The organism is Bacillus cereus group sp. BfR-BA-01347 (assembly GCF_022663835.1).
In the GTDB taxonomy this organism is placed as follows: Bacteria; Bacillota; Bacilli; order Bacillales; family Bacillaceae_G; genus Bacillus_A; species Bacillus_A thuringiensis_K.
This window is the reverse complement of sequence record NZ_JAKUGG010000042.1, coordinates 1-23,237: the sequence shown is the minus strand read 5'-3', so window position 1 is coordinate 23,237 and position 23,237 is coordinate 1. Positions and strand designations below refer to the sequence as shown.

The following is a 23,237-nucleotide window of genomic DNA, read 5'->3' as shown; positions in this document are numbered from 1 at the left end:
AGCAATATTCTTTTTAATAATCACCTTTCATATGCCTCAGCATCACAATAACACTCTTCTTCCACCTCATTACACTGATCACAAATCTTTTGAATCTCAAAACCCTTAAAACCAAAAATTGGTTCTACTTGATATTTTTGTCCATACTATAATCACCCATGTAATTTCTCATTGCAGTTAGCTTTTGCTAGCTGCTCTTTTATATTGAGTTGAAAATAAATTTTAGGTCTTATTTCTTTTCTGCATCATATAATTTTAACCGAAACATCCAGCTCAAAGTGTTACCTCCTACCTTAAAGAGCACTTATGCATGGTGCTCTTTTTTATTTTTTCTTTCATTTCTGAATAACATTTTTAAACCTGTTCATACTATTTTTGTAACTTAAAGTTACAAACTATTTCTGTAAGCGCAGCGTTTCTTTTGTACAACAAGCAGTTAGTTTTATTAACTAGCTGCTTTGTTGTGCAAAAGAAAGATTTTTTAAACTACACATTTATTAAGAACATACATAAAATATCATGTGTTATTCTTTTTCAATTTTAGTTTTGGTCATGGAGCGCCTTAAAAGGTGCTCTTTATATTTGTAAATAACCATTTCGTTCAAACATACACACAATTTATATAAACTACGCATATATTTACATAGACAAGACATAGCTTTTACTATACATGCACAATATTTGTGCATGTTTTTTGTTCAATACATAACTATTTTGTTTAAATTTACCTTAATTTACATCTAATTTTCTTAACGTTCGAATTAATGACTGTATAATGTAATTAAACTATTTGTATGAGAGGTGATTATTATGAACTGGAAAGAAAAATACAATCCAAAATATCTCTTTTACCGCATGTACAGTTATATTTATAAAGCCCTTGATGATATATCATGGTCCTTAAATTAATTTAGATTGTATGAGTACACATTTTCTGTGTGCTCGTTTCACCTTTCCATAAAATAATGCTTTTGTTTAGTTATTTTGTTCACCAATCTTTATAGGACAAAGCTCCTTTATAATACGCAAAATCAACTCTGGACAAAAGAATTCCCAGTTCCCTCCCGTCTTGATGAATACCAAACCAAACACCTTCATTATTCCATGTATCCCGTCCTAATCGAATTTCTTTAAAGCTACTTACATACGGGTACAAAAATCTCTCTAAATAGGATTCATACGTATTTTGAAACATTGGAAAATATACAGATACATCGGACATAGGGTCTTTATATTTTTCCCTATAAAATTCGTAAAACTTCTCTCCCTCTATATCTAAAAAGAATTGAAATTCGATGCTTTCTTTCCCTTCTGGTGGAAATAATACATATATATCTTTAAACACTATCTTCCTCCAGCCTCTTTATAAATGCTATATATTGATTTAACAATTATAATTCCATAGATATGTATCAAACCTCATGCAACCTTCAAATGCTTTAATCCCATTTCAAGCGCACCAGTTCCACCAAATCCCGGATTAAATAATAGTGGGACATCATACTTCTTTGCGTACTCTTTTGCTACATCAATAGATACATGGCCACATGCACCTTTTTGAATGACAATAACATCAAATTTTTTTATAACACTTCGAAAGGTTTTCTTTACGCCTCCGTGATTTTTCCCATCATGGAAAATAACCTGGCAGTCTCTTTTTTTGGCCAACTTCTCTAACGTTCTTCTATTTGATCCACCAAAAACTAGAATTGTACTCATTCCCATTCACTCTCCTTATCTTTCTTCTTTATGTATGTACTTGGTGATGTTAATAACACAAGTGTACAAGCAACAATATTCATTAAAACGAAACAGACTATTAATAAAATAATGAAAAGCGGAGACAACAAGATGAGGATAAAGCCACTTACTACCAAACAGATGAAAATAAAACCATTGCTCATGTCTTCGTAACCATCTAGTCCTTGTACAATATTCAAACTATGCATCCATACTGTGATACTCTCCCAATTTTCTATTAACAGATAGCCACCACCCAACAGAAAAGCCCAGCCAAGCAACGTTCCTAATAATCCAGAATTTCGTCCTATATAATACCCCGAAACAAAATTCGCAGCTGTTCCAATTAACATTCTCATTTGTATTCCTCCATATCCATCTCATTTTAGCGTTATATACAAATTTCTTTTAACCATGTTTTTATTATATAAGAAAATTATGAATATTCAATAAATGATTTCAGGTACTCTTTATTTTTTTATAAAAGGGTTGTGTTTTTTCTTCCACAACCCTCATTTCCTTCTTAATCCACAGGTACTTCTTCTTGTCCATGTGGAATTTGTGCAATTGGTGTTACAATTTGTGCATATTTGTTTACCTGCACTTTAAATTGTCGTGGTTCTAAGAAGTTTACCTGTTGAATTAAAACTTCAATATGAAACGTATCTACTTTTTTCCCACGGTCAATTTTGGTAATTCGCGCATTGTAAAACTTATCCCCATTTAGGAAATATCGTTGTACAGCTTCTGTAGCAAGCATACGTTCATTACTTGTCATTTTCATTGGTTCAATACCAAATCCAGCCTTTGTAAACAAATACGGGACATCATAACTACTATTAGAAATTTTTCGTAGTAAATCCTCTACAGTTTTTGTCTTTGCGATATATTCCTCTTCTTTTGTATCAAATTCCTTTGGCTTATCTCCAAGCATCTCAATTTCATCTTGATTTACTTGCTCTTCCTCTTGTACTTGAGATTTCATCATGTAACGATGAATAGTATTATAGGTAGCAACGCCTACTACTAACACTATAATTCCCAATATAACTAAGTACTTACGAGGCAGATTCGCTAACACACTCATGACTTTCTTCATTTCTTCACATCCCAAATCAGTCTATAACATTACGGATTTGCGTCATATGTTGACCTCTTGCCGTATAGTTTAGACCTGTAATTTGTACACCTTTATTATCACCAATATGAATCATTCTTTGATTCCCCATATAAATTGCAACGTGCCCAGGGTTTTCATAGAAAATAAGATCCCCTGGTTGTGCATGATTGATATCTGGTACTTGTTTACCTTGTCCGACTTGAGCACCTGTCCAATCTCCAAGTTGTACACCTATGCTTGTTCTAAAGACATACTGCGTAAATCCTGAGCAATCTGAAGAGCCACCTGGTGGATTACGGTCTCCTAATACATATCTGACTTTTCCTTGCCCTAGCCATTTTTTCGCTTCTTCCAGTACCTTTTGTCGTTTAGCATTTGTCATGGTAGGAGAACCACCAGATGATAACCCTGGATCATCATTTTTCTTAAAGAACTTCATTGGATCCGTCGGTTGATCATTTATACGAATTTGGAAATCTAAATGGACAGCGTATCCAAGCATGTTCAGAACACCACCAACATAGTTAGAACCACCCATTTCCCCTATAATTTGTCCTTTTGTTACCATAGTTCCTGGTGTAACTGAAATCTTACTCAAGTGTAAATAACGGGATACAATGCCATTTCCATGGTCAATATAGACACCTAGACCACCGTAGTTTACATATCCTGTTTGAGCTGTAACTACTCCTGCTTCCATCGACCATACAGGGTCTCCTGGTTTTCCAGCGGTCATGGCTCCAATATCTACAGCATTATGCGGTTTGTTATTATGAATTTCATCAAATGTACCTGTAATACGCCCTGATTTTGTTGGCCATTTCCAACCTTTATCAGAAATCCATTCTCCATCTCCAGCTGCCACGCAACCTAAATCTTCGTAATATTTCAAAACTTTGGAAACATAGCTGTAATCCCCATAGCACGCATTTACCTTGGTTCGGAAGTTATTCGGATCGGAACAACCACCTGGATTTAAATGATTCTTACTTCTTGAGAACTCAATAGCTGTTTCTTCTGAATAGCCACCCTTTGCTAAAGCGTAACTAATAAAACCTTCGCCAAAGTTGTATGACTGCAAAGCGAGTGCAATGTCACCATTGGCCTTTCCTAGTACATCTTTAAATTCCCGTACACCTGCTTCTATAGAAATATTGGGATCTTTAATACACCCTACACGAGCATTTCCCTTTACACCAATACAAGATGAGCTCATGTCTCCATATTGCCCCTCTGAAGCCTGCATCGGGTCATTTCCTGCTCCACCTGATTCCTGCATCATTTGGGCAGCCAAAATACCAACATATTGAGCAACACCATGTTTTTCTGCCATTTCTTTAATCTTTGGAAGATATCCTGTAACTTTTGCATTAAGATTGACAGGCTCCCCGCCAGGACTCACATTACCTACACACATACCACCAACAAAATTACTAGAAGGTGCTAGATGTCCATACATACCTTCTAACATCCCGGCTTCTAATATCTCACGAGCACGTTCTTTTTGACTTTTACTAAACTTTGCGAGTTCCATAGCTTTCTCTAGCCCATGAGAAGATGTTGTCACTTTTTTACTTCCACTCGCATTAATCTCATCTATTTTTTTCTTAAAATCTGTATCTCCTAATATCTTTTTTACATCTGGTCCGGAGTAACTTTCAGATTTTGTTTTTTGCATCTCTTTTTTCTTTTTTTCACAAGGACTATTCGGTCCCGCCTCACATACCTCTTTTTCCGTATATTCTTCATATTGGATATCCAAGAAATATGATATAGCATCATGCGGATCTTTACCAGTTAAATCATTATCATATCGTGCCATGTCAAAGGCGACGACCTCTTTCCAATCCACATTCAAAGCCATTGAGACTTCCATATATTTTTTTACTTGTTCCTCTGTCTTACCTTCATCATCGGTAAAAGGTACAAAAGAGACTAAAATAACACACACAGCAATAATTACTCCCATAATCAAAGCGGCAGGTACTCCAACCGCTGCCACAACAGCACCCACAATTTTTAATATACCTGCTTTTAGCATTTTGGCAGCAGCTTTCGCTGCCGCCCTTCCTGCTTTTCCTGCCAATTTTGCCATTTTCCCGCGCGCTTGCATCCCTTTTTTCTTAATAAAGTGGGAAGCTACATCTTTTAAAGGATTACTTTTTTTCTGTTCATTTGGATCGTTAGGATTTTGACTCATAGACTTATCACACCATATTTTCCATTTTGAGAATTTCTTCCTCTTCGCTGTGCTAAGCGAGGGTTTGGCGCAAATGGAATCAGATTTTGTGGGTCATGTTCTGATAAATTCAGATGCGTCTCTGTACGAACAACTTCGTCCTGTGTATGTGTGACTAAAATTTCTTCTTTTGGCTTAATACTACTGTCTTTCACTTCACAAGCTCTTTCAATCCTTTGGTTTGCTTGTAAACGCGTATCTCCTTTTCCGAATGGCGAAATACGTGACACTGTACCGTCTGTTGTTGTCGCAACCATGTAACTACGATCTCTTTCTACAACCATTTGTACATTCTTATAGCCACCTTGGTCTAAATCAGACATATAGAAGTGACCATTGTCTACTTTGTGATTGACCGTAAGTGGTGGTTCATTAAATACCGGTTTCTGTTGTAACGGTCTTTGATTTTGGTTTCCTACTAATTGATTTGGATTTACATTGATCGAGCGATTGATATTGATTTTTCCACCACTTGAATCTTGTATATAAGCCGGAGATGCTTTCGCACCATTACGATACTGTGTTAATTGTCCATCTGAAATATTTAAGTCCTGATATACGACTTGTCCAGATCGTATACTGCTATCTCCACTACCATAACGAGATACAACTTGCGTCATACCACTAGCGTCTTTTGCTTCAATCCAAGATTTATTATTTGTTGTCACAAGACGTACTGCACCTTTTACAACCGATTGCGCGCCTGTATGATCTGTTGTTGTCGGTACCATCTGTTGAATTTCCTGAATCTCTTTTGCTTCTGTACGAACTGCACTGTTATACGGATTATGTTTACTTACCATACGTGCAGTTGCTTGATAAGCACCCGCACCACCAATCACACCTGCGGCGTAACTTAAGCCTTTTGTCACATTATAGTGGCGCCCTGCTGCATTCCCACCTAATGATGTATTAACTGCAGCAGTAGTCCCACTTATCACTCTTTGTACTGCATTCCCTCCGGATTGTTGAACAGCACTCGCGGCACTAAAGTATGCATTTGATACCGTATCAATGCGATCCGCAAGCATAAGGTGTTTCGCACCTTCCATTACACTCATGCCAAGTTTTGTACTTTGCTGCGTTATGCTTCCCACTGCTGAAGTTGGGATAGACATTTTACCAGCACTTTGTGCAATATTCGCTACACTTGTTGAAGCATCTGCATAAGAGCGTTCAATTTCCGCAACGGAAAGATCTCCTGCACGTGCAATACTTGCTTGCGTTTGTGTCGCTGCATATACAGCTTTATTGATTGCGCCACCTGTCGCAACGCCATGTGAACGAACACCTTGAATCGCACTAGTAATTCCAGAACCTACTTGTTGGCTCACCATTCCAAGACTTGCATGGCTTTGTAAACCTTTCGTTAATTGCGAAGTAAAGGCATCTTTATTAATATACGATTGATTATGTAGACTCTTACCACTCGTATCTTTTGCCTGTACGGGCATCGCTCCCGCTTGTACTGCCGCTTGTTGTGCGACTGCTTTAAATTCATTTCCTTTTTCATTCAGGTGCGACTGCCAAGCTTGCTCTTTTTGTGGTTGAGACATAGTTGGAGACAACTTTTTCATAAAGCTTGCCTGTTGTTCTGCTGCATAGCCCTGTTTAAAGGATTCTGTAGAAGCTTGTACCAGGTTCCCAACATTACTTACTTGTTTTGCTTGCTGGCTTCCTGTTCCACTTGTCAAACCGTGCGTTTTCACGCCGTTGACTGCCTTCTGAATGCCTGCCACACTAGATACACCCATAGCATTTAAACCAGGATTTTTTTGTAACTGTTGTGATAAATGAGAAGCGAAAGCTTCTTTATTCGCATAGTTTGTACCGTCTTTTTGCTGTACAATACCAGCTGATTCTGCCGCTTTTTGCGCATGATTTTGAAATCCTTGTACTTTTTGATCTAAATGTTTATTCCATGCGGCTTCTTTTTCTTGTTGCGGCATATCTGCAGGGAATTGTTTCATGAATCCAGCCTTATGGTCTGCACTATACGCTTTCTTAAATGCAGCAGTAGAAGCACCGACAAGAGCACCGACTTGTCCCATATTTTGATGGCCACTTTCTAACGTTTCTCCTTTTACTCCCTCGACTGCCTTTCCGATTTTTCCTAATGCAAGTCGAGAAGCAAACGCATCTTTATTCACATAAGACTTATCAAACAGATTGTTTCCTTGTTTGTCCTTCGCATTAACTGGCATAGCTCCCACTTTTGTTGCCGCCTGTTCTGCGTGGTTTCTAAATCCTTGTACTTTGGTGTTCAGATGGTCGTTCCAGTGTTTCTCTTTCTCTTCTGCTGACATATGTTTTGGTAACTGACTCATAAACGTATCTTTATGGTCTGCCCCATACCCCTTTTGGAATGCATTCGTTGCAGCGTTAACTAAATCTCTAGCATTTCCATATGGTGTAGCGGTTTTCTTCATATTTTGTAAATCTTGTTTCCGCTGATTTGAGAAACGAGACATCTGATCATTGTTTGTTTTCGCTACTTTTTTAGCAATCTCTGCATCAGATGCACTAGGGAATGCTTGTTTTAAGCGACTTGCAACTGCAGAATCGGGATTATCCGCTTTCCAATTTTCAAAATCTTTTGTAGCTAAATCCTGTGCGATATCTTCATCGGTTAGTTCCGGATAAGAATTCGCCATTTAGATTTGAATAAGTATCCGCACCCTTCTTTACACTGGAACCAATATGTTTTCCTAAAGCTACAGCTCCTTCGCCGACTGCAGCAACACTTCTACCAGCCACTGCACCAGGAGCACTACCTAATGCACTTCCAACTTGCGATCCTGCTACCATCGCTCCCGGTCCAAGACCAGCTCCCGCTGCCATACCTGCAAGTCCTGTCGCTGCTTTACCAATTGAACTTCCAATTTGACCAGCTTTTAACATACGAGCTGCACGAGATGTTGTACCCACATCTGTCCCTAAATTCGCTCCTAATGCATCTTTCGGGTTATCCGCATCTTCTTTATTATCTTTCTCTCCATCTTTCTTTTCTTTCCCTTTATCTTTTGCACTACGGTAGTCGTCACGAACACCTTTAACCAATCCAGCCACACTTGCTAAAGCACCCATACCCATCATCGTACCTGCTCTATGAATACCAGCGGATGCATTGGTGCTAAGGCCAATAAAGCTTTTCACGATTTCACCAACTGGGATAAACATCGCAAGTAATATTAATTTTATAATAGGATTTTGCGCACCCCCAATAAGTGTAATAACTAACCATAGGGTAATTGCGTGAATCGCTTGAATTAATACTGCACCCATAAGTTCACGAATCCAATATAACGTCTGTTGTTTCTTTTGTGGGAACATCCACATTCCTACCATTACAGGGCCTAGTAACATTAATACGTATAGTGTCACAGCGCGCATTAAATAATAAAAGTTTGCCCATATCATTAATCCAGCTTCAATAAATAGTCCGAATATGATAAACATATAATCATTTTTATGGTCTTTCATTGAAAGTTCTGTAATCGTCTTATTGTCTGCCAGTCCATTCTTTAATAGAGGTATTTGCTGATCTGGGTTAAAATTCCCTAACGCCTCTTTAAACTCTAATATAATCCAAGAATTTAGATCAAAAATAAAATTATAAAAGAAATCTAAATGCCAGAGGCAAATCGAGATAATCATTAAGTCTTTTGCATATTCAATTAATGCCGTGCGATTATTTGGATTCAGAGTCGTTGCTGAATATTTTGCTGCTGTAATTACTACACTGACGAGAACACAAAAAGCAACAAGTTTAAACATGACAGGCATACCGGTATCTAATACATTCGTAACTGCATTCTTTTCATATAAAAAATCTAGATTAGATTTATCTCCACCAAAGACTAGAACTGGAATAGTATCCATAAATCCATAAATAGGCGCTAGTAGGGCCTTTACCATATGGATAACAAGGCCTCCGACCCAATCTATTATTTTCTTAAGCATAATTTCACCTTCCTTTACAAAGGTACGCTACTATCCTGCGTACCCTTGTACTTTCTTCATATTGTTTAAAAGCTCTTGAAGTACCGCTTCATTCGATTCAATAAACATCATTTCTTTATCTGATGGATCTGTTTGAATCCAAACCGAACTATCTCCTACACGGAAAATCCCTTCTCCTTTTCCTGGATTGTTGAGAATAATATCAAGCTCCCCAGCAGTTAAGTTAAAGTTCTCTTGAATTTTTTTCTTATCAATCTTATTTTGTTCTAAGAAGAAATAAGAAAAAGTAGATTGCAAGATACCACGAGCTTTTACATTTTCTAAGATACGAACAAAGTCCTGACTTGCCCAACACATACCGGCATTTCTTTTACGTGAACGACGTGCTACCTTTTCTAAGAAGTTAACCGTTTGTTCATAATCGATAAACTGCCACATCTCATCCACATATAGCACTTTTCGTTTGATAGCATGTTCTGGACTCTTAATCCAATGCTCCCAAATATAGTTCAAGATAACGTGGAAAGCGATTGGTTTTAAGAATCCTTCTTCTAAATGACTAATATTAAAGTTAACAACACGTGATTCATTTAACTGTGTTTCTACACCACGACCAAAATGACTTTGCCCATCAAATAATGGTTTTGACCCATCACGTAAGAACGGACGAATCGCAGCGATTAACTCTTCTGCCTTCACATCGTCTCCATGATGTTCTACTATGACATCGTAGATTTCTTTTAACTCCGGCTCTGGCTTTCTTACTTGAGACTGAATTAATTGTCCATCCACCTTCTTCACTTCATCTGTATATAAAGAAGAAGGATGTGAAGTAATACCATGTTTATCAAACACTTCACGGATTGCATCTTCTAGCATCGTACGTTGGAATACATTTAATCCTGGTTGATCAAAGTCTTGCCCACGAATAATAATGTCAAAGAATCCTAGTATTTCATTGATTTTCTCTAAAATTGGTACAAATCTCACATACTTTACGCCATCACGTTCTACGAGTTCTTTCTTATCATATTGTTCAAGTGCTTCTAGTTCTTCATCTTTATCCGTAATCTGAAGCTCTGTTACAGCGATTGCACAAGGATTGATAATTATATTACTTTCAGGAGAAATGTTTAGGTTAATACCACCTAAACGTTTTGTAATTTTTACAAACTCTCCCTCTGGATCGATAATCATTGCATGTGTATCTGCAAGTGATGTTTCACGAGCTAGCTTCATTTTTAAAAGTAAACTTTTCCCGGAACCTGAAATTCCTGTCACACCAATGTTATAGTTTGGTGGACGATAATCTGCATTCCCGAATGAATTTAAAAATTCTACTTGGCCAGTAATTTTGTTCTTTCCTATTGGTATACCACCGTTAAATCTTCCGGATCCTGATACAAAGGGTGCAAATGTACATAGCGCACGTCTATCGATATTTCGATAAGTATCTTGCAGCGTATTTGGTGCTCCTAGTGGCATAGTAGCTTTCAAGCCGCTTTTCACACGGTTCCAAGTACTCGCTATCTTAAAGTGAGATGCTTGCATTTCATCTTCAATATACTCGCATAAAACGTCCAATTCTTTCTTTGATTCGGCATACGCAACACCCATGGTACTCACCATATAAGAGTCGTTTTCATTGAACTGGATTTCATCCATTAAATTGTTTGTATCTTGAATTTTTGCATCTAAGTCTTTTTCTTGGTCAATGTTTCCTCGTGTACGTTGGAAAGAAAGATTGGAACGTAACATAGTAAGCTGCATATCTAATGATCGCATTGCTTTAGCTTTTGGTTCTTTATGAATATCGATCATGACATCCACTTCCCCAGCCGAAGTTAACATGTTGAGCCAATTGGTTTGCATCATACGTGGGTACCCATCTCGTGGAATATAAAAAGGACGGAAGAACGTATTACTTCCTAAAGATTGTTTAATAACTCCATAATCTTCTGCGTCAATTTTCATTCCTTCTGGAGCAATAACATCAAACACTGTTGTTTGATTGTCTAATTGCGTCGGTACTTCTTCTTCCAACTCTTCCTCCTCTAGATCCAATTCGTCCCTCTCTTCTGCTTCTATTTTTTTCTTTTCCTTTTTCTTTTTTCCGAACAACTTCATGTTTACGCCACCCCGTTATTTGATTTTTCTGCTTTTTCTTCTGCTAGCACTTTCTTCATTAACTCTAGTTTTCTTTCATTTGTTTCCCCTGTTGAATAGAGCGAGAAATTCTCGTTTTCAATTAAATCCTGGAAACGAGCTTTTACGGCTTTCCGACGGTTAAATGCTACATATAAAAGTTCTATTAATTTATCTTTCGTTAACATTTCTACATTAATTTTTGCTTTCGATAGTAGATTTCGAGAAGCATTATAACGGCGATATAATTCGTTAAACGCCTTATCCACAATCTTTTCTTCTAACTCTTCCTCTGTATCAGCCGTAATCGTACTAATATCAACCTTGTATGGATAAATTAAATAACGCTTTTGTTCATATCGAGGTTGCGAACGCTGCCAGTACTCTAAGTTATCGATAACTTCTTGTCCGTATAGAACCGTCTCTGGTGTAAGGTCCTTCGCACCTTTCATCGTTTCTGTCATTTTGCGTACAGGATCTGTTAAATCCACAAACTTACTTTGAATATATACTTTCGTATTAAACTCTAATGTGGTTAACCATGATTCAATTTTGATATCAATTGCTTCTTGTTCCATATTGGAGAGTAAATAATAGTTAACTGGATGTGCTTCCGCAATCAGAACAAATGTATCATCATGATATCGAATCATATGATTATCGATTTCCTTAATGTCTTCTACAAAAGCACGAAAGAAGTCAACATTATCCTCATCAATTTCCGATTCAGCAGGCATATTTTTTTTATTTTTCTTTCCAGCTTTTTCAGTAGTGTGTTTCTCTACTCCACCTTGCTTTTTCCCTTTTTTCTTAGAACCAAACAGCGGTTTTCCATTCATTTTCCGATAAAAGAAAAATCCAACAATGGCTATCGCTGCAAAATATATCATTTCTAACATTTATAAGTTCTCCTTTGCCCATGTAGTTGGCTCGTACCCTTTTCTCCACTTACCTTTTTCGGAACGGCTACGCATTTTGATAAGTAGATACTTATCTAGATACATGTGTTGTTTTTCTTTATATATAAACGCAAACGTTATAACACCTATTACCGTCGGTAGTGCTAAAATTAAGCAAATAAAAAATGCTACTACCGCATCAATAGGTGCAAATAGTCGCCATAAAAATGGTACATATAAATAAAGGGATGCCCCGCCACCTAATAGATAAATTAATTGGCGTTTGCTCAGCACACCTAGTAGTGTTTTTTGTTCCGAAGTCATATCAACAGGAACGGTTACTTTTCTCATTCTTTTTCCTCCCTTGTATAAGAGAAGCTCTCCCCAAATCGAGGAGAGCTTGTACAAACTCTTATGTTAGATTGTCGTAACCCAAGCAGCGATATCGTACGCTTTGATCATTACAAAGCCTCCAATTGCCGCGCAAGCTAAACCAATCATAGCTTGTGTACGGTTTTCAGGGTTCTTCCCTTGTGCTCCAGATAGTTTAATAGCTGCAAATACAACGCAAGCTGCTACCCAAATTCCCCCAAAACCAATTAAGGTTTTCACCAAAGTATTCATGCTTTTTTGAACGGTTTCAGCATTACCGCCACCACCATTACCACCAAGCCCTTTCGAAAAACTATTTTTTGCCAGTAAGAAATCTCCTACTGATGTTGTCATAAGTTTTGCAGACAACCAATTCAACATAATTCCTGCACCTCCGGATGTTTTTGCTCGCTAAACGCAAAAAGACCCCAATACACGCACACGTCCCCTAAGGACATGGCGCATATTGAGGTCTTCTCTTATATGCGAACTGATTAAATTTATATTTTATTGTAAAATCTTATTACGTTTATATTATAGCAATACGATTTTAAAAATACAACCCCTTATTTACACCTTTATTATTTTTTAACCTCTTGGTTTGGATCGAACCATACCATTTGAATTTGAAAAATATCACTGTCCTTAAGAGCTAAAACATTCTTAAACAGACTATAATTTGAAGAGGATACTATGTTCAATATAGCACGTAGTATCCTCCTTTTTCTTACATAATATATCCCATAATCAGAGCATAAAAAAATAGTCTATTATGTATAAAACGTGAAAAGAAGTTTCCTACTTGTTCAACAACCGGGCCATTTTATGGAATAACACTTATTGAGCTAACTGGGGTTGAAGAAAGAATGTTATAATAAATTTTATTATTTTACTGTTTTGCATTGGAGGCCCTTAACTTGGAAATTAGAAAGGCAAGTAAAGAAGATATAAAGGACGTATCAAGAGTTTATGTTGATAGTTGGAGGACTACTTATCGTAGTCTAGTACCTGACGATTATCTGGACGAATTATCGTACGAAGATACAGAAAAAAGATGGATTGATTTTTTAAATAACGAAAATGAACCTTTTATTTATGTCGCGATTAATGATACGGGGAAAATTATAGGTTTTGCATCAGGTAAAAGTATTAATGAGAAGAATTTTGATGGAGAACTATATTCGCTTTATCTCTTACAGGAATGTAGGGGATTAGGTGTTGGTAGGCAGCTTGTTTCAGCTATTGCTAAGCATTTTAAAGAAAAAGGTATTTATTCTATGATGGTTTGGGTAATGAAACAGAATAAATCTGGACTTGGTTTTTATGAACGTATGGGAGGAAAAGAATATATTCATAGGAATAGTGAGTTTGGAGGAACAGTAGTAGAGGATGTTGCGTATGGTTGGAAGGAGATCTCAGAATTATGTGTTGAGTAAGAGTAACAAATATTTACACGCGTGTACCTTGTTTATTAACGGGCGCGATTGTGGAACATGAAGTAAAAGGGCGATACATATTAGTCATGTCTAATATGTATCGCTCTTTATTTTTTATGACTTTTTACAATTTAGGTCTTGATAAACATTCATTTCTTCTTTCAATGAGCACGATAGTTCTATTTTTATAGACTTTGTACTTTTGTCTCTAATAGTATACACATGTACATAATAATCTTCTTTTTTCTTTTGCATATTAACATACCTCTAACGACTTTATTTGTAATATTAGACCCCTTAAGTATGTAAAAATTACACAGTAAGTATATATTTATTCTTTCTCTTCGAAAAATGAATCTAATGCACCGAAACAACTTCTATTTTTTTCGCTTTTCTTAATGCTGCCTCTCTAGGGTTAATTATTATTAACACTACTATTTAAAATAGATTGCAATACATCGTATATTTTATCGTTTTCCAACAGAAGACTCCCTCCTCAAAGATGTGAAGGGGTAAAACACCAATTTTAGGTGGGAGATGAATGTCGGTTGGCATAAGCCAGCATGTTTGCTACCATATACTTGTACAGATTGCTCTTTGAAAACTGAAGATATGAGGTTGGTTGCAGAAAAACGTTGCAACCGTAAAATCTTCAACGTTCTTTCGACCCACGTTTGCTGAAGTTGCGAAAACCAAGCTAAAGTAGGAAGCGTGGTGAGTCAACGTACAAGATACTTATGTTTTCACCGTAAGGACTACGGGCAGAGCCTGCTAAGATAACCGGTGGATACATCGGTGTTCGCAGGAATCTTCCACTTCAAACAGTCCGTAAGGACGTTAAGTGGTGAGTAGTTCAAATCATTTATATTTACTCTTTATTTTTTAAAATTACATTAACCTCTTCCACACTTAATTCAGTGGCTTCCGCTACTTTCTCAATAGGTACACCGACATTAATTAAATTGTGAATCATCTCTATCTTAGTTGCAATTCTAGTCTCTTCTGTGGCTTTTTTGGTAGCTATTTCTGCGGCTTTTTTCGCAGCTTTTTCTTCTGCCGTTTCTATTTCTGATATTCTATCTTTTATTGCTTTTTCTCTAGCCTCATATAAGCGTAAAAAATCCTTATCGCTACTTAAACGCTCCCAATCCTCTATTGCTTTTTTCAAAACTGGATCTTTTTCCATTGCTATCGCCTCCAGGATTGTTGTTAATCTCTCATCCTCATGCGCAGGGAATAATAATAACCAACGCGCTAAAGAATTTTCCCATGGATTCATTCGTTCTCCTCGCCATTCTTGAATCACTTTTGGAATTTCAAGAAAATGCAACTGCATATTTTCAGTAATAATGCGCTTCGATTTCTTGTTCATCACTGTATTAACATTATGAAACTCTTGTTCTTCTGGAAACAGAATGAAATCTACTATGTTAATACAAATGGTTGGTCTTAATTCTGTGTACTTCATCCCTTGAGTCATTTGGGAATAATACATGCCTGACCAATAGAACAAAGAACGCTCTATCATATCTTTTTTGTCTCGAACTTGAATCTCTATATTTAATTTTATACCATTATTCAGAGTAGCTCGCAAATCTAAAATAGATAATTTATCATCCTTCTGCTCTCTTGGAAGATGCGGATCATCTAAGTGCAAAGATGTAATTTCTTCATCAATAGATGATTGTAGTACCGCGTTAAGAAATCCAATTAATATATCTTCATTTCCTTCTACTCCAAACAAGCGCTTGAAAGCAAAATCAACTCGTAAATTCACTAGATTTTTTTTCATAGATGTATTCATATTCTCTTCTACCCTTCTTTTAGTTAATTGGATATAAGAAAAAGATAGAATTAAAAACTCTATCTTTTTCAATCTACCTATTTATAAAAATATCAACCTACTTTATAACTTTCACAGTCTCTGAAATACAGGTTTAAATCCCGCTTGCATTGTATCATCCAGCCCCTTACCTTGCGTTGGGTTCCATGCAGCTATGATTACGTTATAGCCCACTCGCTTTAACTCTGTCGCAAAGTCTATAAGAGCTTTCCTTACTTTTTGATTCTCTACTAAATCGGCATCAAACGCTAAATAGACATTTTCTATACCCATATCTTTTAATACAGGCATAGCAATTCGCCAAGCATTTACACCTGGAATCGCAAGAACCGTTGTTCCTATTTCAGAAATCTCCTCTTTATAAAATCGCTCTGGAAGCAAATCAGCAATCAAATCCGCTTTCATGGGTCCTTCTGTGATCATTACTGATTTCGTTTGATGAAGTGTACCAGAATTCCAATGTTTCAAATGAGAACTCGGTACCGCAACATGCACTGGAAGTGGATTTTCACTACCGCCTGCCCCAGTCCCTTGATTTTTGTTTGCTGATGAGAGCCACAGATACTTTTGCCCTTTATGAATCTTTACAACAATTTGTCCCTCTTGAAATGGAATCTCTACCTTTTTGCTCACTTCTAGTTCGCCTTCAAAGATACAATCACCATTTTTAGTTATCTTTACAACATTAGGCTGTTCAATTAATTCTGCTTCAACTCCAGTAGGTACCGATTTCACATGAACGGAGTTTTTCACTTCATCCACACGAACCTGCCATCCAACAATTTGATTGTACTGGTTTCGAAAAGGGATCAATATACCAGGAGATCCTGACATCAAACGAAGAGAAAGTTGACCTTTCTTCATCTCATAAAAACCCGGAACACCCTGCCAGCAATTTTTCTCACCAATCTGCTTAAATAACTGTTCCCAAACGGTGGTATACGTATTATCCTCCTCTAACACAATTTGTTGTTTTAAGAAAGAACGATATTGACGTACTTGTATTTGTTCTTCAGTCATTTTTCTATCTCGTAATAAATGTGTATGATGATGCTCCTGTAATGGTATAAAATCCATTAACTTACGATTAAACACATCTAATTCTTCATTACTTTTCTTATCATGAATCTGAACTTCATCCGCCTCAGGTAATTGATACTTATCTTTTCCATTTATGTAATGAATGTAGCTTGGATTACCCGTGTTTTTTCCATAAATCCATTTACTTTCTACACGTGTACATGCTACCTTCTCTTGCGAAACATGCAGCATGCAATTACCTGTATCATGACAAATCGGACACGTGACACGGTAAAATTCCCACCAGCTACCTCTTGGATAAGCACTCGTTAAACGAAATTGACCTTTTTGAATGTTATAATTCATTTTTTCCCACTCCTTATATACTGTGTATTATATATGGAACAGCTACTTCCATTAAACCCTTTATAATTCTATTTAGATATTATCTTTGTTCACCTACGGATATAAAAAAGAATATGTATCATAAACTAAATAATCGTTTCTATCTTCTTGATCTAGCAAAGCGGATTCTACATATGCTTCAAATTCCATGCTAAAATCCTCCTTATTAAAATAAAAAGACAGAAATTCATAGTTGTTTTAACTACGGATTTCTGTCATTTCCTCTGTCTGTACACTTTCACATGATTTTGCAAATTACTCATTAAGATACACTCACCCCTGTTAAAGAGAATAGATCTTCTTTTGTCGGATTAAGTGCCTGTAACCAGCTATCTACATTTAGAAAGTTTACTTTTTTTAATTGTTCACCTTTTTCTGCACGCTTAACCACTTCTAACACTCCATCATGATGTACAATCATTGCAAGATCATCTTTCTTAAAAAGACAATCCATATCTGCAGTCTTTACATGATAGCTGTGTAGAATCGGCTTCCACTTCTTAAGGGAATACCCTTCTATTTCTAGGAAACCGCGGATTGCAGTAAAGCGATAACTTGTCCCTCTAAAGCATCGCTCCAATAAAAAAAGGAAATCTCGTATACATCCATTGAAATAGACATGATACAAATAGATTTCCCCTGCTTGTTTGGCTGCTCGCTATGACAAGTTTGATGGTTTAATGGAAAACTGATAACAATCTCGTTCCCAAAATGCTCCTTCTTTTGTAACTCTCATTCGTAATGCACGCAAATTTGGCATAAAATTATCTGGATGTGCAGAACAAAATATAGATACTTCATAACTCATTTTCATTTAAACTTCCTCCTGGTTATATATTTATTATTTTTCTACTTCACAACAATTGATTACTTTACACTTAGAATAGATAACTCAAAAATATGAAGAAAAAGTAATACTCGATAAAGCCACGGCAAATGTTTTTCTCCATAATACATGTAAAGTTCTTTGGTTTCCCTTCTATAAGCAAATTGAACACCTAAGTGTGTAGGAAGTTTTGATATGTCCTCCATTTCAATGTTTTGAATGATCTCAATAACGGTATGGGGGGACTCCTTTAATAATTTCTTCAATGGTTCAAGAGAAATATTAAATAATCTACTACACTCCTTAGTACGCTCTTTGTTATATTTAATAATTCTGGCCAATTCTTCTATAGTCGGATCAAATAAAGGATTTGTAACCTCTACATACTCAGACATTACTGTTTCTAATGTACAATCCATTTTGTTAATAATATAAAGACCCCATTCCTTAAACGCATCTTCTAACGTACATGGATAGCCATACACCTCTAAACAGTACTTCCTTTCAAATGGAAAATAACAATCTTCTTCACAATCATGGTTTAAAATTGGTAAAAAAATCGTATTGTAATACTCATCAAAGTTGATGTGTAAGGCTGTCATTTTATCTGCAATATAATCTTCTGTATCACGGAAAATGCTAGAATCACGCTCTCGAATTGGTTTAGTAACTTCATTCCTCTGAAAAATTTTTATTATCTCGTCTAATGATAGTAATGGTTTATCTAGTGTAATTGCATGTTCGTATTTCATTATAATGATCCCCTTCCAAAGCAAAAAAGCACAAATCTTGTGTTTTTCTCACAGTGTTTTTTATTTGTATACCTAAATCTAAAGACCTTTTTACAAGTGATTCCTAACTTGAAAACAACACAAAAAGGGCTCCTTCAAGTCGATTAAAAATGTGTATAGCAAAATAAGCTATATATACACTAATCGGCTCAAAGAAGCCCTTTCATAAATGAAACAAGACGCAACTTGCTTCTATAACTCAACCACAACACAATAAGGTGTGGGAATAAACGGAATCAATTAAATAATAACTATAATTCCATATTAATGAATTCATACAAAAATTTCAATAATTTTATGTTTCCTTAAGATATCCCGCTCATTTTTTTAAAATTTATATGCTTTATCACTACCTTGGTTTCTTCATCAAATGATATAACTCCCCCACGATAATATTTAATTTAATATTGAAATTCCCTAAAACTCGATGTATTATATTTTTGTATTTTTCTCAGTTCCCAAGCCGAGAATACATCATCACTTCTGAAAGGACCCGAACTCCAGCGGGTTCTTTTTATTTACTTGAACTCATTTTCGAATTATTGTATTATATTTTCGGGTCTTGCTCCATAAATCATTATCAGGAGAATCTGCAGGTTTGCAGGTTCTTTTTTGTAAAATAAAACACCCATAATGGACACATCATAAGATTAGTAACCCTATTTTCTGTCCGTTGATTATTATGTTTATAGACCTAGATTATGCACATCTATATTCAGTAAGTGCATACCCTATTACATGAATACTATTTTAGGAGTGATTATATTATGAATCCTTTCCCGATGAGGATTGTTGTAGCTCCAGCTTCGAGTTGGCAACATTTACCTCACCATCCTTCATATCGTCAATATGGTATGCAACCAGGGCATATTCCCTTTACTCCTACAACTGCGCCTTATCCTGCAATATACCAATATCACTATATTTTTCCAGCATTGTATTTCCAAGAGTTTCACGGTACATTTAACATCTAATCTAAATAAAAAAATATCCGTTATCTGTACCATTGATATGAGTCAATTCATGTTGATAGCTCGTCCCTTATATACGCCGTCATAGTCTACTGTACTTTTAGCTTCATAGAATCCACTTAGTACACGGCCACCTTTTCTTTTTAACACCTTCACAGGAGTCGGACGCTTGTTTATAAGCGCCACTCCCCCACTTTGATACATTTCGTTCGCTAGATTGATAAGCATTTCAAATGCCATCCCACGGTTTTCTTGTCCCATTGTTATTCCTCACTTTCTATTATATTTCCACAAAACGGAAACTAATATATAATTAAACTATTCAAATCTTAGGTGGTGATACACATGACTGATACAATCCGAATTGCTCTTTTCACTCTTGTAGGAATAAGTGCAGTATTTTCTGTAATTAAAGAATTTCAAAAACCAGAAAAGAGAAAATTTTGGATTACATTCGAAATTTTAATTCTAATCGGGGCAGCTTGGATGTTAATAGGGCTTCTCATGTAACCTACATAATTAATAAATCTCCTGAATAAAACTCAATATTCCGTCAATACTGTAGACAACCCATTAAGTTACTTTCTCCTTGTCCCCCTTGGAGAACCGAGCAGTTAGCTTTTGCTAGCTGCTCTTTTTATGGATTCACTACATAAACTTCTTCTGCCCATGATCTTCCTGTTAAACAATTATTGATGGACAAATAATCGTTTCTACGTACATTAAAAATCAATTCATTTATACGATTAATTGTGCAAGAAGCATGATGTGTGATTTCTCCTAACTCCTTGTACTGTCTTGACCCTTGTTTCCATTTCACAATTACAACGTCACTTTTTTGCAACTGTTCAAACTGCTCTTGTGTTTCAAGCTTTACAAAATTCATATCAATTCCCCTTTTCAACAAAATGAAATTTTTATTAGTTTATTTTTGCATAACATTTTCAACTCTGTTCATACTATAGCTGTAACTCGCAATTACAAAAGCAACACTTAATATGTACCGTTTTCTTTTCTTACCAGGACAGCTAGCTAATCACGCTAGCTGTTTTATTGTATAAAATGAAGTTTTTATTTAGTTTTCTTTCCTGCATAACATTTTCAACTCTGTTTATACTATAACTGTAACTTGTGGTTACAATTTGCGTATTCATGTGGAATAGTATTTACAGCAGGCAGTTAGCTACTTCAGCTAGCTGCTTTGTTGTGCCAAATAGCGTTTTTGTTTAGTTTCACTCTAAAAGTAAAATTTTCATTTTTTCATTCAACCAAGTTCATAACATATTCTTTTCCACTGATATAATAATGATTAGGTGTCCCATGCGCATTTTATCCACTGGAAATAATACCTTTCACGTACTTACGTATTAGAAACTTCATTTCTGCTTCTTCTGTAATAGCAATTTTTTTCACTTTTTTGATACATTTATGAAACATTCACATGTTATCTTCAATATGTTCTATTCTTTTTGAAAAACCATGTGAGAATACAAAAACAAGAAGGATTTTGTATTAAATCTGCACCAATTTTAAGAAGCATACATACCATATCTTGTGCACCTTTTTTATATAATTCTTGGTCATTGGGCGCCTTTAAAAGCGCTCTTTTTGTTGAAAAACTACACAAAGAGAAAAAACAAATACAATGTAAAATGTACCCTATAGAATAGACTTTTTTCGAGTGTCAATTCTATAGGGTACATTTTATTATTTTCTGTCTTTTTTATTTACCTTAAAGTAATCCATTCATAGCTAGCCCACTCTTTTGGTTTTTTATCGTACTTAATACGACCAGTCGTACAAAATGAAGCAATCATCCATTGAATGAGGTTCATCTTGGCATATGGATCAATACAATCGTCTATTTTTTTCAATTGATAGCCTGTGCTATTTTTCTGCCAAATTGTATATAAACGAAAATGTGTTGTCGTAACAAGTCTAGCTTTTGTTGTAACTTGCCATTTTGCAATTTTCGTTAAATCCTCTTTTACTTTTCTATCATACTCTTGTTTTATGACTTTATAACTCTTATCTTTATTAATTAATCCATTCGAAAATGAAAAAGGCATTTGATGCACCTCATATACAGTTCCTTCTTCATCTCCTAAAATGTTTGATTCTACTAGAAATATATTTTTTAGTTTTAACTGTTCCGTTAATTCTTTTCCGCTCCGATAAAATGGTTTTTTTATCTTCTGAAGCAGGATAACCTGTACAATTAATCCGATAAGTAACGGATACGCTAGTATAAACACCATATTAATAAACATATTTGTAATCAGTACCCCTACTAGTGCGAATATCGTCAAATAAATATACGTTTCTCTTTGATGAATGATTCTACTATTCAAGCTAATATACCTCCGTTTTGATAAATAGTGAAAACAATATACACGATTGCTCCTAATAAAATAGAACAAGCCCCTGGAAAGCTCTGTATCAGCTGTATTTCTTTCTTTGGTAGTTTTGCCCCAAATATAGAAGCAGCATGCTCCAATTGGTCTTTAATCGCTCCTACAAACCCTAAAATTTTAATTAATCGATACACACTAGCAATCCAAAAGAATAGTAAATGAAAAGCTGTTAATGTAATAGCGGTAAGCATAGCCGATTCCTCTGCTACATTGCTAACATATAATCCTACCACCACAAGCATTTTGGTATCACCGGGTGAAGAAAATTTAAATGTCTCTAGCAATAACCCACACGCTAAGGCCATGACTAGTACAATTGCAATCTCTTTCCCTGTTCTTATTCCGGCAAAGTACGTGATTCCTATCCCCAATATTAAGAATAGTAGATGCCACATATTCTTCGTTTTTCTATATTTCAAATCAGTAAATACATTTAGGAACATGTAACTTAGTAATAATCCCACAATATACAGACCCATTTTCTTTACTCCCCTCTTAATTTCATAAAAAATGCTGTGTAAAAAAGGGAACCACTTTTAGAGTAGCCCCCTCGTTTATTTTTACATTTATTTTTTATTCCAAGAATCTACATCTGCATTGCTTGATGCTTTTGTGAATCGTGCTAGAATTGTATCATAGCCACCTTGAATTGCTTTCCATACGAACGGGCCAATTACTAATACGATAATCACCGCCAAGGCAATTAACATACCGTTTTCTGATGATAATTGTGAGTCTTCGTTTTTTAACCAACTTTTCATTTTTGCTAACATTTCATTTCGTCTCCTTTATATATCGATTTTAAGAATCTACTAAAATTAGAACTTATCTATTTAAATTTTTAATTACTTATTCCAAGAATTTACGTCTGCATTACTTGATGCTTTTGTGAATCTTGCCAGGATCGTATCATAGCCACCTTGGATTGCCTTCCATACAAATGGGCCAATTACTAATACGATAATCACCGCCAAGGCAATTAACATACCGTTTTCTGATGATAGTTGTGAATCCTCATTTTTTAACCAATTTTTCATTTTTGCTAACATGATT

20 protein-coding genes and 4 pseudogenes are annotated in these 23,237 nt (G+C 35.7%); 3 read left to right on the top strand and 21 right to left on the bottom strand.

All coding sequences use genetic code 11. The annotated features are described in order from the left end of the window. Positions 1–988: 988 nt before the first annotated feature. The 10 genes and pseudogenes from MR143_RS31340 to MR143_RS31295 all read right to left on the bottom strand — a co-directional run bounded on the left by MR143_RS31340 (position 989) and on the right by MR143_RS31295 (position 12,859). Positions 989–1,345, bottom strand: a complete 357-nt coding sequence (locus MR143_RS31340) for a hypothetical protein (RefSeq protein WP_199697583.1) — start codon at positions 1,343–1,345, stop codon at positions 989–991. A 74-nt stretch (positions 1,346–1,419) separates the two neighbouring features. After that, the gene (locus MR143_RS31335; RefSeq protein WP_088349418.1) at positions 1,420–1,725 is read right to left on the bottom strand and encodes a DUF2325 domain-containing protein; all 306 of its coding nucleotides are present in this window, start codon (positions 1,723–1,725) and stop codon (positions 1,420–1,422) included. Then, complete coding sequence (locus MR143_RS31330) at positions 1,716–2,099, bottom strand: hypothetical protein (RefSeq protein ID WP_199697584.1); 384 nt, start codon at positions 2,097–2,099, stop codon at positions 1,716–1,718. Before MR143_RS31330 ends, MR143_RS31335 begins: the two co-directional genes overlap by 10 nt. A 164-nt stretch (positions 2,100–2,263) precedes the next feature. Further along, positions 2,264–2,839 carry a hypothetical protein gene (locus MR143_RS31325; RefSeq protein WP_242281262.1) on the bottom strand — a complete coding sequence of 192 codons (576 nt, stop codon included), beginning with the start codon at positions 2,837–2,839 and terminating at the stop codon, positions 2,264–2,266. A gap of 16 nt (positions 2,840–2,855) precedes the next feature. Continuing rightward, positions 2,856–5,060 carry a lysozyme family protein gene (locus MR143_RS31320; protein ID WP_242281261.1) on the bottom strand — a complete coding sequence of 735 codons (2,205 nt, stop codon included), beginning with the start codon at positions 5,058–5,060 and terminating at the stop codon, positions 2,856–2,858. Then, positions 5,057–9,062: pseudogene (locus MR143_RS31315) on the bottom strand (hypothetical protein). The gene MR143_RS31320 and the pseudogene MR143_RS31315 overlap by 4 nt, the downstream one beginning before the upstream one ends. 30 nt (positions 9,063–9,092) lie before the next feature. Next, a complete protein-coding gene (locus tag MR143_RS31310) occupies positions 9,093–11,189 on the bottom strand; it encodes a VirB4 family type IV secretion system protein (protein ID WP_000765108.1) in 2,097 nt (698 codons plus the stop codon). A 2-nt stretch (positions 11,190–11,191) separates the two neighbouring features. Then, on the bottom strand, positions 11,192–12,106 hold the full coding sequence (locus tag MR143_RS31305) for a hypothetical protein (protein WP_000892003.1): 915 nt from the start codon (positions 12,104–12,106) through the stop codon (positions 11,192–11,194). After that, entirely contained in the window at positions 12,107–12,457 is a 351-nt protein-coding gene (locus MR143_RS31300) for a PrgI family protein (protein ID WP_001233532.1), read from the bottom strand. A gap of 66 nt (positions 12,458–12,523) precedes the next feature. Then, complete coding sequence (locus MR143_RS31295) at positions 12,524–12,859, bottom strand: hypothetical protein (protein WP_000935868.1); 336 nt, start codon at positions 12,857–12,859, stop codon at positions 12,524–12,526. Between the two features lie 536 nt (positions 12,860–13,395). On the opposite strand from MR143_RS31295, the gene MR143_RS31290 reads away from it, so the two are divergent. Then, positions 13,396–13,914, top strand: coding sequence for a GNAT family N-acetyltransferase (locus MR143_RS31290; protein ID WP_000405747.1), 519 nt, complete (start codon positions 13,396–13,398; stop codon positions 13,912–13,914). Positions 13,915–14,782: 868 nt separating this feature from the next. On the opposite strand, the gene MR143_RS31285 is transcribed toward MR143_RS31290, so the two are convergent. From MR143_RS31285 to MR143_RS31265, 5 genes and pseudogenes are all read right to left on the bottom strand, one after another. Further along, entirely contained in the window at positions 14,783–15,718 is a 936-nt protein-coding gene (locus tag MR143_RS31285) for an Rpn family recombination-promoting nuclease/putative transposase (protein WP_001098033.1), read from the bottom strand. Positions 15,719–15,829: 111 nt separating this feature from the next. Beyond that, positions 15,830–17,143 (bottom strand): DUF3854 domain-containing protein, encoded by a 1,314-nt coding sequence (locus tag MR143_RS31280; protein ID WP_242281260.1) that lies wholly within the window; start codon positions 17,141–17,143, stop codon positions 15,830–15,832. Positions 17,144–17,156: 13 nt separating this feature from the next. Then, positions 17,157–17,338: pseudogene (locus MR143_RS31275) on the bottom strand (LPD1 domain-containing protein); the annotation flags it as partial. A gap of 106 nt (positions 17,339–17,444) precedes the next feature. Further along, positions 17,445–17,996 (bottom strand): annotated as a pseudogene (locus tag MR143_RS31270) (hypothetical protein). A 53-nt stretch (positions 17,997–18,049) separates the two neighbouring features. Then, positions 18,050–18,760: a hypothetical protein gene (locus tag MR143_RS31265; RefSeq protein WP_242281259.1), complete on the bottom strand. Its 711-nt coding sequence runs from the start codon at positions 18,758–18,760 to the stop codon at positions 18,050–18,052. A gap of 806 nt (positions 18,761–19,566) precedes the next feature. Between MR143_RS31265 and MR143_RS31260 the strand changes: the two genes are divergently transcribed. After that, entirely contained in the window at positions 19,567–19,773 is a 207-nt protein-coding gene (locus MR143_RS31260; RefSeq protein WP_242281258.1) for a hypothetical protein, read from the top strand. Positions 19,774–19,827: 54 nt separating this feature from the next. On the opposite strand, the pseudogene MR143_RS31255 reads toward MR143_RS31260, so the two are convergent. After that, a pseudogene (locus MR143_RS31255) lies at positions 19,828–20,031 on the bottom strand (Holliday junction resolvase RecU); the annotation flags it as partial. Positions 20,032–20,115: 84 nt separating this feature from the next. Between MR143_RS31255 and MR143_RS31250 the strand changes: the two are divergent. After that, on the top strand, positions 20,116–20,280 hold the full coding sequence (locus tag MR143_RS31250; protein WP_000132658.1) for a hypothetical protein: 165 nt from the start codon (positions 20,116–20,118) through the stop codon (positions 20,278–20,280). Positions 20,281–20,407: 127 nt separating this feature from the next. On the opposite strand, the gene MR143_RS31245 is transcribed toward MR143_RS31250, so the two are convergent. The 5 genes from MR143_RS31245 to MR143_RS31225 form a co-directional block, all read right to left on the bottom strand. Then, on the bottom strand, positions 20,408–20,656 hold the full coding sequence (locus MR143_RS31245; RefSeq protein WP_001012074.1) for a hypothetical protein: 249 nt from the start codon (positions 20,654–20,656) through the stop codon (positions 20,408–20,410). A gap of 841 nt (positions 20,657–21,497) precedes the next feature. Then, positions 21,498–22,121 (bottom strand): hypothetical protein, encoded by a 624-nt coding sequence (locus MR143_RS31240; protein ID WP_199718403.1) that lies wholly within the window; start codon positions 22,119–22,121, stop codon positions 21,498–21,500. Then, complete coding sequence (locus MR143_RS31235; protein WP_000525021.1) at positions 22,118–22,663, bottom strand: hypothetical protein; 546 nt, start codon at positions 22,661–22,663, stop codon at positions 22,118–22,120. The genes MR143_RS31240 and MR143_RS31235 overlap by 4 nt, the downstream gene beginning before the upstream one ends. An 87-nt stretch (positions 22,664–22,750) precedes the next feature. Beyond that, positions 22,751–22,957, bottom strand: a complete 207-nt coding sequence (locus MR143_RS31230; RefSeq protein WP_000879960.1) for a hypothetical protein — start codon at positions 22,955–22,957, stop codon at positions 22,751–22,753. Positions 22,958–23,029: 72 nt separating this feature from the next. Then, entirely contained in the window at positions 23,030–23,233 is a 204-nt protein-coding gene (locus MR143_RS31225) for a hypothetical protein (protein ID WP_000879955.1), read from the bottom strand. Positions 23,234–23,237: the final 4 nt, after the last annotated feature.

What these genes read in the sequence shown, in the direction of transcription:
- MR143_RS31335 (WP_088349418.1), bottom strand. Translation starts at nt 1,725, where the DNA reads ATGGGAATGAGTACAATTCTAGTTTTTGGTGGATCAAATAGAAGAACG.
- MR143_RS31330 (WP_199697584.1), bottom strand. Translation starts at nt 2,099, where the DNA reads ATGAGAATGTTAATTGGAACAGCTGCGAATTTTGTTTCGGGGTATTAT.
- MR143_RS31325 (WP_242281262.1), bottom strand. Translation starts at nt 2,839, where the DNA reads ATGAAGAAAGTCATGAGTGTGTTAGCGAATCTGCCTCGTAAGTACTTA.
- MR143_RS31320 (WP_242281261.1), bottom strand. Translation starts at nt 5,060, where the DNA reads ATGAGTCAAAATCCTAACGATCCAAATGAACAGAAAAAAAGTAATCCT.
- MR143_RS31310 (WP_000765108.1), bottom strand. Translation starts at nt 11,189, where the DNA reads ATGAAGTTGTTCGGAAAAAAGAAAAAGGAAAAGAAAAAAATAGAAGCA.
- MR143_RS31305 (WP_000892003.1), bottom strand. Translation starts at nt 12,106, where the DNA reads ATGTTAGAAATGATATATTTTGCAGCGATAGCCATTGTTGGATTTTTC.
- MR143_RS31300 (WP_001233532.1), bottom strand. Translation starts at nt 12,457, where the DNA reads ATGAGAAAAGTAACCGTTCCTGTTGATATGACTTCGGAACAAAAAACA.
- MR143_RS31295 (WP_000935868.1), bottom strand. Translation starts at nt 12,859, where the DNA reads ATGTTGAATTGGTTGTCTGCAAAACTTATGACAACATCAGTAGGAGAT.
- MR143_RS31285 (WP_001098033.1), bottom strand. Translation starts at nt 15,718, where the DNA reads ATGAATACATCTATGAAAAAAAATCTAGTGAATTTACGAGTTGATTTT.
- MR143_RS31280 (WP_242281260.1), bottom strand. Translation starts at nt 17,143, where the DNA reads ATGAATTATAACATTCAAAAAGGTCAATTTCGTTTAACGAGTGCTTAT.
- MR143_RS31265 (WP_242281259.1), bottom strand. Translation starts at nt 18,760, where the DNA reads ATGAAATACGAACATGCAATTACACTAGATAAACCATTACTATCATTA.
- MR143_RS31260 (WP_242281258.1), top strand. Translation starts at nt 19,567, where the DNA reads ATGAATCCTTTCCCGATGAGGATTGTTGTAGCTCCAGCTTCGAGTTGG.
- MR143_RS31250 (WP_000132658.1), top strand. Translation starts at nt 20,116, where the DNA reads ATGACTGATACAATCCGAATTGCTCTTTTCACTCTTGTAGGAATAAGT.
- MR143_RS31245 (WP_001012074.1), bottom strand. Translation starts at nt 20,656, where the DNA reads ATGAATTTTGTAAAGCTTGAAACACAAGAGCAGTTTGAACAGTTGCAA.
- MR143_RS31235 (WP_000525021.1), bottom strand. Translation starts at nt 22,663, where the DNA reads ATGGGTCTGTATATTGTGGGATTATTACTAAGTTACATGTTCCTAAAT.
- MR143_RS31230 (WP_000879960.1), bottom strand. Translation starts at nt 22,957, where the DNA reads ATGTTAGCAAAAATGAAAAGTTGGTTAAAAAACGAAGACTCACAATTA.
- MR143_RS31225 (WP_000879955.1), bottom strand. Translation starts at nt 23,233, where the DNA reads ATGTTAGCAAAAATGAAAAATTGGTTAAAAAATGAGGATTCACAACTA.